Raw genomic sequence first — 11,896 nt, 5'->3', positions numbered from 1 at the left:
GTTCTCTAGAGCTTAGTTGCTGATCGGTTTAACGCTTGGTTCCAAGTTGAGCTCCAGATCAGCCATTTGTTTGATGACGTTATCGAAACGCAGGTCACTGGGATCGATTTGGCGGCCTTTGCGAGCTTCCTGAAGAGCTTCGCTCCGTTTTCCCAATTCGCGAAGTGCTGAGACTAGGTCGAGTCGAAGATTGGCGTTGGTCGGTTTGATGGCGATCGCCTTGGCGAAGTACCGAGCGGCTTCGTCGATTCTATTGACTCGCAACAGCGCGCGGGCGGAGAGTGCAAGGCAGTTGGACTTTTCGTCGGTGCTCTCACAGTCGTCGCACTGCAGCTTGCTCTGGAGTGTTTCAAGCAAAGGGTAAGCAGATGCGTTTTGACTGGCCAGGATTTCGCTTGTGGCGATACGCATAATCGCAGGTGTGTCGGGCAGAGCGGCTAGAAGGTCTACTTGTTTGTACTTGGATAGTTGCTGCATCACATTGGATGTCCAGCCTGGTGAGTTCAATAGTGAACGCTTCCAATACTCAGCCGCTAGATCGTTCATGCGACTTTGGGCGGCCAGTGCGGCGACGTCGCGAAGTTGATACGGATGCCCACGATGCAATTGACCGAGTTGTGTCAACAGGTGGCGGGTGACGGATGTTTCAGCGTCTGTGTCACCGGCCGGTTTCGCGGGCGTGAAAGCTGGTGTCATTGCGAAGTCTAAGGCAATCAGTCGCCCTCGGATTTCCGGATCAAGCGGCAAACGAGCGAGAGATTGAAGGTACAGGTTGACTGCTTCGCGATATCCCGAAGCGATACCTGTGGGGGAGGAGGATTCGACCGTCGGTGGAAGTCCGTCGATGTATTGCGACGCATTGTGACCTAGCAGGCGACGGTACGTTGGCGAAGTCGCTACGTACATCTCATTCGCCTGTTGAACAGTAGCGGGATCTTGCTCCTCGACTTCTTCGAGTCTTGCTAGACGATGATTGATCTGTCCGAGCGTCTTGATTTGCGAGACGAGCATTGGCTCGGTCGTATTTTGGGCCTGCAAACGAATTCCTTCGAGCATTGCAGTGTCCCCTTGTCCGGCTGCCAACTGCATTTCCGTCGTTCGGATCGCTGTTGAAACCGCTGCGTCGTTTAGAAGTCGGGGAATAGATGTCGCAGTGAGTGTCAGCGCGACTAATGCAACGACTGGCGAAACGATGGATGCGAGTCGAGCCAGTTTTTCACTGTTCACGATTCTGGACCAAGTGGACGGTCGTTCGAGATCTTCTTCGAGCGTGAAGAGTTCTTCGGTTTCGCTGGAACGCGAAACCATTGCGGCCATCAGCATTACAAAAAGAATCAGGTTGGCTGGAACGATCAAACCAAAATCAAAAAACTGTGAAAACACGACCGCAGTTATGCAATACCAGCCGGTTATACGAACGCCGTGGTCAAGTGCATCATGTGTTAATGAGATGGTTGTTAGGCACCAAATTAAGACTGCCAACAGCAAAAACGCCATCGTGATGCCAACAATTCCCTGTTCCACGAACAGTTCTAGCCACAAGTTGTCAGCGTGCAGAAACCAGTTTTTTGGCGTCTCGGTTTGGTAGGGCAGGTAAGCGTAGGCGTACGTGGATAGGCCAGATCCAGTAGGTAGATGGGAAATTGCCGCTTCCCAGCCTTCAGGCCAGTGTTGTAGGCGACCGTCCGTGGCTAGCGTTTTCGAGTTCGTCGACAATAGTTCCAAGCGTTTGATGGACTCGAGGTTCAGCTTCAATGGAATCAGCAAAATGGCCGTTGCGATGCCGATGACTGCCATGGCTACAGGGATGGTTGATAGGCCTTTGCGGCGTCGCATCCATCCAAACGAGACCGTCGTTGCAATAACCGCCGCTCCCAATCCACCACGGGAACCGCAAACCAAAAGTCCGGCCAAACACAGCACCGCACAAACGACACCGACGGCTGAATCGCGATCGCTTGCCAATGCGAACAATTCGCCGATCTCGAATTCATCGCCGTCGATTTCTTGGCCGGTAAGCGCGGACAGTCGCCATCCCAATAGGCCGAGGCTAGCGGCGAGACCAAGGTTTAGCGTTAAGGCAGCGTTGTTGCGGTTGACGAAGCTGGCAAAGTTAGCGTTCCCCGCTTCGCTGAAGTACTTGGCGATGGCCAGATCGGGAAGCGTCAGCGATGTGATTCCGAGGACTGAAATCAAGGCTCCGGTTATCGCGACGGCGCTCAGGAGTCCAATCAACCGCGAACGCGTATTGAAGACGCGTAGCGATGTCCAAGCGAGAAGCACCATGACGCTAAACAGTGCGACGGCATGGTTGGAATCGTCGGGGGCGATTGAGATCGGATAAGACGACGGTAATTGCTCGGCTGGCAGGATCGGACTTATCCAATCCGTGTAGGCCACTTTTGAGGCAGGGCTAAGCAAGCCGACGATTGACGGTGACAAGCGAATAGTTTGGAACGCTGAGAATCCCAGCCACAGCACCAACGGAACCATCACTAACATGTGCCGCGGTCGGTGATACGAAGACCAAGTGGTAATTGTTGGCAACGAAAACGCGAATGCAGCGGCAATCACGAGACCAGCCACGCATTGGGTCCACCACAACACTCCGCCAAAATCCAATGCGACCGCTATTGGCAAAATTGCCAATAGCAACACCGAGATGGCAGTGCTAAATGCTGCGAAATGACGAAGGAATATCATGCGGGCGAGCGAGATTTCATCGTGAGCGATTGGGATGCGAGCGGATGCTCTGCCGAGCGATGTACCTTAGCCATTATTCGATCGGGGGGGCAGAGTCTCTGTTGGTCGACGAGTCGCAATGTGTCTTGGTCCAAGTGCGTCCTGTTGGCGCGGACTTCGTCCACTTGGGTGACCGTTCGAAACGGAAACTCAGGCGGCGAAACTGATGTTTTGGCGACGAAACGTCCCGTTTGCGGCCATTGGCATTGGGGACTGAGACAAAAGGGCAGTTCGTCGATCATTCTCAGATGGACGGACCCGATATGATTTGATGAGTTTACGAACCGGTTGATCGGAAAGTTCCCATACCCAGAACTCGCTCTTGGGATCAGAATGACCCGCCGAACATTCGAATGCAAAGAACATTCCTGCCCATATCGTCCTGTTCAAAAGTAGACGATGTAATACTGGTCGTAAGCGGGGTAACCCCTATAAGTATAACGTCAGGGGCACAATTTCGGGGTTTCTAAAACTGGGCGGTCTGGGGTGCCTCGGTGGTTCGGATCAGCAGGGGGCGTCGCCAGAGTCTTGTTTCCACGGTGATGCTGGTGGCCCAGATATCAGCATCGGGTTTGGGCGAAAAATGAGTTTTGACACCACTACGATTTCGCAAGCAAGTGAACGTCGTGTTCGACCATCGCCTTTACAATTCCAGCAAGCTGGGTTGTTGGTTTCCAGCCGAGTTCGGTGGCGGCCCGACTGGCGTCGCCGACAAGATTGCTGACTTCGGCGGGGCGCACGTACCGAGGGTCGGCCTGATAGTGATCTTGCCAATTCAGTCCAACGCTTTCGAAGGCTGCAGCTAAGAAGTCCTCAACGCTGTGCGTGATACCCGTTGCCAGCACGTAGTCTTGGGGCGAGTCTTGGTTGAGCATACGCCACATCGCGTCCACATAGTCGGGGGCGAATCCCCAGTCACGACGTCCGTCGAGGCTGCCCATGCGCAGTTTGTCTTCCAAGCCGAGCGAGATCGCTGCGGCGGCGCGAGTGATCTTTCGAGTCACAAATGACTCGCCACGGCGAGGCGATTCGTGGTTGTAACAAATCGCGTTGACGGCGAATAAGCCGAATGAATCACGGTAAACACGCGTCATTTGCGTCGCGAACGTCTTTGCTACACCGTAGGGCGAGATTGGTCGCATCGCCGTCATCTCGTTTTGGGGGCCGGAGTCGGGACGACCGAATATCTCGCTGCTGCTGATGTGCAAGAACTTTGGTTGCTTGGCAAGATCGCGGATGATCTCGAGCAGTTTGAGTGTGCCCATCGCTGTGAACTGGCACGTTGATTCGGGGATGTCAAAGCTAGCCCCGACGTGGCTTTGGCCCGCCAAATGATAAAGTTTGTCGGGTTGCGTTTTGTTGAGGATTCGCCGAATCGTGGTTACGTCATCTAGGTCGGCGTAGTGCAAAAACAGCCGCTCGCCGTAGATTTTTTTGTCATGAAAAAGCGGGTCCAGGCGAAGCCGCGTCGTCGAGCTGTTGCGGCGGACGAGCCCATGAACGGTATAGCCTTTCTGCAACAGAAGTTCAGCGAGATAGGAACCGTCTTGGCCGGTGATGCCGGTAATTAGCGCAAACTTCATGATGCGTTTCGGGTTTTGCGAGCGACGGCTAGTTGGTTTCGGACTGGTTTAGCAGTTGGGCGAGCATATCGCCGAACTGCTTTGTCACGACAGGTCGGTCGAAACGCTCGACTGCTATTTGCCGGGCACGTTTTCCAGCTGATTCGCGGTAGGCCGGGTCCATCGCGGCCTTCGAAACGGCCACTGCAATGGAGTCGGATCTTCGCGGTGGGCACGTCCAGCCCAGTTGGTTCTGCTGGACCGTTTCACACAAGTCGGTGTTTGAGTCGGCGATCGCAAGGACTGGCCGGCCGGCGGCCAAGATGCCATACAGTTTGCTAGGGCAGAGGCAGCCGGTGATTTCTGCATGCATCGAGACTAAGTGAACGTCAGCCGCTGACAGGCTGTCGCTCAAGGTTTCTCGCGGTTGGTAGGGCAAGAAACGCACTCGATCGTTCCCGAATGCCGCTGCTTTTTCTTCAAGCGATTGTTTCGCAGCGCCATCGCCGACCAGCACTAGCACTGCTTCGGCGGGCCAGTTTCGATCCTCTGTTGCATCGATTAGCACGTCCAAACGCTGAGTTAGTCCCATGTTGCCGCTGTGCATGACGACAAGTTTATCCGTCAACTTGTTGACACGACGAAACTGCGTTGACTCGGTTGAAATTGGTTGGATTGACTGACAGTCGGACCAGTTCGGGATGACCCTCATCTTGGACTGTTCAATCGACCAGGGCGGTGAAGTTAGTCGGCGCTGCATGCAGGAGCCAAGCACCACGACGCGGTCGGCATGGTCGTAGGCTGCTTTTAATCGAAACCGGATTTGGCGAGTTAGCCATCCGGAGCGAACCTTGCCAATGGCTTCTGCGACGTCCGGATAAATGTCTTGCAGATAGCAAACTAGTTTCGCACCGTTTCGCCGGACATAGCTGGACGCCACGACCGGCAGCAGGAAGGGGTCGGTTTCGCAGATTACCGCATGCGGCTTTAGGTTGGTGCGTTTAAGGTACTTCGATGCTGATCGCGAGAATGAAACCAGGTTTATGATCCGCCCAGCGGGAACTCGTTTGGCGAAGTGAGTGTGAGTGAGGCGGTGGATTGTAATTCCGTCACGGACCTCGATCCCTGATCGCTTGAAGTCCATGGTGGTCGGTGAATTTGGGGCTCCGCAAACGATATGGACGTCAAAACGTTTCGTTAGATCCTGACAAAGGTCCGTCAGCAGCTGTCCAGTGGCCTCGGAATCCGGCCAATAGCAGCGGTTGATGAAGACGATGGTCGGCTTGGACGTCACAGAGTTGCCGGCATAGAGAAGGTGGAACGGAGCGAGAAGCCAAGCTGATTTGACCCTTCGCCGAATCGCTTTCATCCAATGATGATCGGCCAGGGGGCGATCGCAATCAAGTGGTTATCGCTTTCCTGGTCTAGCGGCTGAAACAGTTCTGGTTCTTTCGAATATTCATTATTACCGTCAAAGCCGCGTCCAAGTTCGACGGGTAAGACTTAGGGGACTGTCAGGGGGCATGGAGTGAGCGTGATTCCGGTTGCGAGGAGATAGACTTGGGCAGTTTGAACAACTTTGTGAGCAAACGGTTTTCATGTCGGTGTTTGCTGATCAAGATTAGAAGGGGGGTGGACGTGCCCGCCCTTTTTGCGTCCTCATCTTCCATATTCGTATTCTCGAAATTCGCAGCTCAATGAGACTTACCAAATCGCTGCGACGGCTGAAATCTATGGTGAGTCGGCTTGGGGGACCAGAGTTGTCCGGATGGGCAGCCACCGGATTGGCCTGTCTGATGATTGCGCTGCCTGCGGTTGTCGTTTGGGATTACGGCGGCGTTTTGCCATGGAGCCAGATGATGGTTTGCTGGGCTGTGGTCGTGATCACGGTGTTGGCGTTTCCCTTGTTTTTTATTCGCGGTCGCAGCTATCACCGAATTCAGTTAGCGATGCCGTTGCTTGCGTTAGCTGTGGTTGCGTTGGGGCTGTTTCAGTCGCTGCCAATTCCAGCGAATATCAGCAGCCGTTTGGCGCCGGGCACGCATGCTGCGTACCGAGATTGGGTTCCCGATCAGATCCGCACCGAAGCTGGGTTAATCGAAGCTAGGTTGATCGAAGCTGGACAGATCGAAGATGCAGCGGCACAGTCCAAGACACTCGATCGTTTGAATGTCGATGACTTCGGTATCGATCGGCATCCCACGACGCTTAGTCAAGTTAACACGTTGCGGGCGATGATTCCTTTTGCATTATCCGCTGTGATGATGTTCATTGCGGTTTTCGCCGTTCGTGATCGCCGCGCGTTGAAGTTGGTGTTGGTGATCGCAGCTGTGTCCGGGACCAGCGTTACATTGTGGGGATTGTTGGGGGTTAGTTCCCCTGCACCGCCGCCGAGTGCCGGTGCATGGGCTGTTCCGGTGAGTGCGGTTCGTCCGTCTAGCTTCGGACCGTTCGTCAATCGCAATAATGCGGGTGGATTTTTAAATCTAACCTTGGCCGCGACCGTTGGATTGCTGGTATGGACAGTTCGCAAATCGAGTAAGAAATCGATCATCGACCCACAATATGTTCTGCCTCCGAGCAATGCTTTGGAGCGAGTGGCTGGAGCGTTGCAGTCGATGGTCCGAGATCTCGACGGTCCTTCGATCTTGGCTCTTTTTGCTGCGGTCGTCCAGGTTGTTGGGATCGCGGCAAGCCAGTCGCGCGGAGCGTTAGTTGCCGCCGCAGCGGGTGGTGTCATCGTTACGCTTCAGCTTGTGCGGCGTCAACGGGCGATCAATCCCGCGATGGTGGCAGCAGTCGTGTTTGTTTTGATAGCTGCACGCTGGGCGCTCGTTTATTTGGGGCTAGATGGAGCGGTCGGCGAACGCGTTGATTCTATCTTTACTCTGTCCGAAGGCTCTCAGGTCGGCCGGTTGGAACTTGTCGCCGACGGACTTCGGTCGGCAATGCATTACTTGCCACTGGGGTCTGGTTTAGGGACGTATCAATTCGCGACGTTGCCATATCAGCAAGCCAGTGCTGGTACGAGCGCGACGTTGAACGCAGACTCGATGCCGGTGGAATGGCTGGTCGAAGGCGGCGCAGTGATTTTCGTTATCATCGCGATCGCGATTGTCGTGATGTTCAAAGGACTGGCGATGATGGCGTTGCATCGCCGCAGTCACTTGGCGTCGCTGACTGCGATGGGATGGTTCTTGCTAACGTCTCAAGTAGTGGCGTGTTGTTTTGACTTCGGTATTCTGTTGCCCGCGAACTATTTGACGGCTGCCGTCTTGGTTGGCGCTTTCTTTGGCATGTTGCCTCTAAAGGGGCCAGAGTCGTCGAAGGCGCGAACGGTTGGAGGAATGAAATCACGCATTGAAAGTGCTGTAGCCGAGCCTCGCACGGTTGTTGTGCCGCTCTCGATCGCTTTCGTTTTAATCGCTGTCTTGTGGACGGTGACGAAGACGTCGACGGATCAAGCGAACGATAGTTTTGCCAATTTCGAGATCAAGCAATGGTTTCAGGCTCAGCGGATCCGAGGAGAACGTTTGTCTTCGTTGCCGCGCATTACTTCCGACACATCGGCAGGGGCGACGTCGGATCCCCAGCGGCAGTTCCTGGCAAGCCTCTATCTGTTGGCCAACCAAGAGATGGCGACTGAGTATTCTGGCGTCAAGACGGTGGTCCGATCCGAAGCTGAACTGTTGGATGCGTCGACGCAGATCGAATTGAAAAACGATCCGCGGATCAATGTTCGTCGCTTGATGTCGGTTGGAGGCGACCCCGCGAACTTTGATGCCAAAAGCGACGATTCGGCTTTCTTGGTTGCTGGGCAAGATCCCGCGGCGATTCGAGACGCTAGGCAGTCCGCGGTGCTAGCGATGATTCATTGTCCACTGCATCCGTTCGTGCGCGTGCCGCTGATCAAGACAGACTTTGTCCAGATGGCTGAGCGCACCGACGCGAGCAACGCGGAACTAACGACCAAGTTGTTGAATGATCTGGTCAGACTGCAGTCGGGAAACCCGCGAGTGATTGAACAAGCGATTCGGTTGGCTTATGTATTTCCCGGTCCTGAATCTATGGGGCCAATGGTCGAGCGTTTGTTGGAGCTAAAGCCCGAACGATTCAATTCCGTTTGGCCTTTGATTCGTGATTGCGAATCCGAAACGATGATCGAGGCGATGATCCCGGAAACGCTTGATTCGATATTTCAGGTTGCAGAGAACCCGAGAGTTCCGGAATCGATTCGTGGTCGGATGTGGGCCAAGGCTGGCCGAATGCTTGCTGATCCGTCCTTGGGCGGGGCTGGGGGGGGGATGCGGCAGGACGAAGTGGCGTATGCCATGTCTCGAATTGCTATTGCAGACGGACGGACCAGTGACGCAATCGATGAGCTCGAAAATGCTGTGCGTCTGTCGCCTGCCAACTTGCAGTATCGCAACCATTTGATTCGCCTGTTGATTGCTGAGCAAAGAACGGACGAGGCGATCAAGCATCTCAAACGGGCAATTTTGCAACAACCGGTGGATGCGTCGCTGCAGAAAATGTTGAAGCAAGTCACGAAACAGTAAGTACCTGGAAGCAACGCCCGTTTACTTAGGCCGAGCAATGGCAGGGCTTAGCGATATCTTGGAACCGGTGCCCTGCAATTGACGCTTGTGGGCCTAGGGATGAAGATGGGGACGTTGTGCTCCCTTGGCTATCGCCCCATGTCTAGCTCTCCCGCCGTGCCGACTTATGACTTCACGAAACACTAGCTGTGCTCCAGGCCGCTCCCGCGGTCATTGTTCCTTGCGATTCGCGTTCGCCGTTCTGATTCTTGGGGCCGCGCAAGTGACGACAGCGGTTCGACGCTGCGATGCGGAGCAACTTGAATCAGCAAAGCCGAACATCGTTTTTGTTTTTGCTGATGATCAGTGCTTTGAAACGCTCGGTGAACTGAATAATCCGGAAGTCAAAACGCCGAACTTGGATAAGCTGGTGCGGCGCGGTACCACGTTCACGCACGCTTACAATATGGGATCGTGGAGCGGCGCTGTTTGCGTTGCCAGTCGCACGATGCTGAATTCGGGACGATCGGTTTGGAACGCGAACGCGATCTATAACCAATCCGAAGCCGAACGACAGGCAGGACGATGGTGGAGCGAGCACATGAAGTCGGCCGGATACCGGACCTACATGACTGGCAAGTGGCATTGCAAAGCCAACGCTTCGAAAGCATTTGATGTGGCACTGGATATCCGAGCCGGAATGCCGAAAGATACGAAAACGGGATACAGTCGTCCGGCCGCTGATGGCACTGATCCCTGGTCACCATCGGATCCAAAGTTTGGTGGCTATTGGGAAGGCGGCACGCACTGGAGCGAAGTGGTCGCAAACCACTCCAGCGATTTTCTGAAAGAAGCGTCGTTGCGTAACGAGCCGTTCTTCATGTACTTGGCATTCAATGCACCGCATGATCCGCGGCAATCGCCTCAGGAGTACGTGGACATGTACCCGGTGGATTCGATTAAAACGCCGGTTAACTTTCTGCCCAAATATCCGCACGCCGACTTGATCGGATGTGGCCCTGGGCTGCGTGATGAAAAGCTTGCCCCGTTTCCTCGGACGCCCACCGAAGTCAAAGTCCATCGGCAAGAGTACTACGCAATCATCACTCACATGGACGTGATGATCGGTCGGATTTTGGACGCAATCGAAGCGACCGGTAAAGCGGACAATACGTGGATCTTTTTCACCGCGGACCACGGCTTGGCGGTTGGGCAACATGGTTTGATGGGCAAGCAGAACCTTTATGATCACAGCGTGCGGGTGCCAATGATGGTTGTTGGCCCTGGGGTCGAAGCAGGACGGAAAATCGACGAGCCGGTCTATCTGCAGGACATCATGCCGACGACTCTTGATTTGGCAGGCGTTCAAAAGCCGGAACATGTTGATTTCAATAGCCTGATGCCCATGTTGGAAGGCCAGCCGAGTCCTTACGAAAACATTTATGGATCCTATCTGGACAAGCAACGTAGTATTCGGACCAAGACGCACAAGTTGATCGCGTACCCAAATGCGAACGTGTTGAGGCTGTATAACGTCGAGGAAGATCCGAAAGAAATGAACGATTTGGCGGACGACCCGAAGTCAAAGCCATTGATTCAGGAAATGTTTGCGCAGTTGCAAGACCTGCAGCGAGAATTGAACGACGACGTTGATTTGACGTCGATGAAGCCCTAGTTCTTAGGTTTCGCTCGATCTGCCCTGTTGCTGTCACCCCCCAGTCGTTGCCGATAACCCCATCCGGCCCTCCCGCCGCTTACAGCAACCACCACTTGCCCACCTAAATTTCCTCTGATGCAACCTTTTGATATTCAAAATCGCACTCGCTTTATCTTTGGCGAGGGGACGATCAGTCGGTTGGGAGAATTGGCGGCACAGTATCGTCCTGCGTGCGTCATGGTGGTCAGTGATCGCGGTATCATGGAAGCGGGCCATGATGGGGCGGCCATCTCGTCTTTGAAAGCTGCGGGGCTGCGCGTTGAGTCGTTTCATGACTTTGCTGAAAATCCGACGTCTTCGATGGTCGAAGCCGGAGTGCGCCGGGCGGCGGAAGTGAAACCTGATTTGTTGGTTGGACTTGGCGGCGGTAGCAGCATGGACTGTTGCAAGGGGATCAACTTTGTTTATTCCTGTGGTGGAACGATTCACGACTATCAAGGCGTTGGCAAAGCAACTTGCGATTTGCTGCCGATGATTGCCATTCCGACGACCTCAGGCACTGGCAGCGAATCTCAGTCATTTGCTTTGATCAGCGATGCGGAAACTCATGTCAAAATGCCTTGCGGCGATGCTCGGGCAGCTTTTCGGATCGCCATTTTGGATCCGGCTTTGACGATGACGCAGCCGCCACGCGTAACCGCGCTGACCGGTATCGATGCGTTATCGCATGCGATCGAAACGTATGTCACCAAGCGACGCAATCCGATGTCGGTGACATACAGTCGTCGTGCATTTGGAATGTTGGCTGCCAGTTTTTCGCGAGTGCTTGCCGAACCGGGCGACATCGAGGCACGGGGGCAAATGCAGTTAGGAGCGTGCTTTGCCGGCATGGCGATTGAAACCTCGATGCTTGGTGCGGCGCACGCGACGGCTAACCCGCTGACCGCTCGTCACTCGATCACGCATGGTCAAGCCGTTGGGATGATGTTGCCATCGGTGATTCGGATGAACGGAGCGACGCACGCGAACTGGTATGGCGAGTTGATGCGAGAGGTTGATCCAAGTGTGTCGGATGGTGAGGCGCCCGGACGTCTTGCGTCTCTCGTGACCCGCTGGCTTCGCGAAGCCGGATTGGCGACATCGCTGGAAGAACTGTCGATTGCAGAGTCTTCGATTGAGGTGATGGCCGAAGACGCACTGAAACAATGGACGGGCACCTTCAATCCTTTGCCGCTCGATGCACAGCGAAGCCTCGACTTGTACCGGTCAGTCGCGAGAAAACCGGCCGGCTAGCGTGGCCGACACTAGTCTGTCGAGGGCTACTTGTACGGATGTTTGCGGTGGCGATCGGGATAGTTCACAATGGAACGGCGTCCACTAAGTCCTTTCATCCTGAG

General features: G+C 54.6%; 6 protein-coding genes. 3 read left to right on the top strand and 3 right to left on the bottom strand.

The window, feature by feature from the left end:
- Positions 1–12 precede the first annotated feature (12 nt).
- The 3 genes from Poly59_RS08520 to Poly59_RS08510 form a co-directional block, all read right to left on the bottom strand.
- Positions 13–2,658, bottom strand: a complete 2,646-nt coding sequence (locus tag Poly59_RS08520) for an O-antigen ligase family protein (RefSeq protein ID WP_222436063.1) — start codon at positions 2,656–2,658, stop codon at positions 13–15.
- Between the two features lie 683 nt (positions 2,659–3,341).
- Positions 3,342–4,325 (bottom strand): GDP-mannose 4,6-dehydratase, encoded by a 984-nt coding sequence (locus Poly59_RS08515; RefSeq protein WP_146533660.1) that lies wholly within the window; start codon positions 4,323–4,325, stop codon positions 3,342–3,344.
- A gap of 28 nt (positions 4,326–4,353) precedes the next feature.
- Entirely contained in the window at positions 4,354–5,598 is a 1,245-nt protein-coding gene (locus tag Poly59_RS08510; protein ID WP_186776098.1) for a glycosyltransferase family 4 protein, read from the bottom strand.
- Positions 5,599–6,001: 403 nt separating this feature from the next.
- Between Poly59_RS08510 and Poly59_RS08505 the strand changes: the two genes are divergently transcribed.
- The 3 genes from Poly59_RS08505 (at position 6,002) to Poly59_RS08495 (ending at position 11,792) form a co-directional block, all read left to right on the top strand.
- Positions 6,002–8,863 carry an O-antigen ligase family protein gene (locus Poly59_RS08505; RefSeq protein ID WP_146533658.1) on the top strand — a complete coding sequence of 954 codons (2,862 nt, stop codon included), beginning with the start codon at positions 6,002–6,004 and terminating at the stop codon, positions 8,861–8,863.
- A gap of 220 nt (positions 8,864–9,083) precedes the next feature.
- Positions 9,084–10,517, top strand: coding sequence for a sulfatase-like hydrolase/transferase (locus Poly59_RS08500; protein WP_246151494.1), 1,434 nt, complete (start codon positions 9,084–9,086; stop codon positions 10,515–10,517).
- Between the two features lie 117 nt (positions 10,518–10,634).
- Entirely contained in the window at positions 10,635–11,792 is a 1,158-nt protein-coding gene (locus Poly59_RS08495; protein WP_146533656.1) for an iron-containing alcohol dehydrogenase, read from the top strand.
- The last annotated feature ends 104 nt before the right edge of the window (positions 11,793–11,896 follow it).

Origin of the sequence: Rubripirellula reticaptiva (assembly GCF_007860175.1) — a bacterium.
In the GTDB taxonomy this organism is placed as follows: domain Bacteria; phylum Planctomycetota; class Planctomycetia; order Pirellulales; family Pirellulaceae; genus Rubripirellula; species Rubripirellula reticaptiva.
The sequence above is the reverse complement of the archived record's forward strand: the minus strand, read 5'-3'. Positions and strand labels throughout refer to the sequence as shown.

What these genes read in the sequence shown, in the direction of transcription:
- Poly59_RS08515 (WP_146533660.1), bottom strand. Translation starts at nt 4,325, where the DNA reads ATGAAGTTTGCGCTAATTACCGGCATCACCGGCCAAGACGGTTCCTAT.
- Poly59_RS08505 (WP_146533658.1), top strand. Translation starts at nt 6,002, where the DNA reads ATGAGACTTACCAAATCGCTGCGACGGCTGAAATCTATGGTGAGTCGG.
- Poly59_RS08495 (WP_146533656.1), top strand. Translation starts at nt 10,635, where the DNA reads ATGCAACCTTTTGATATTCAAAATCGCACTCGCTTTATCTTTGGCGAG.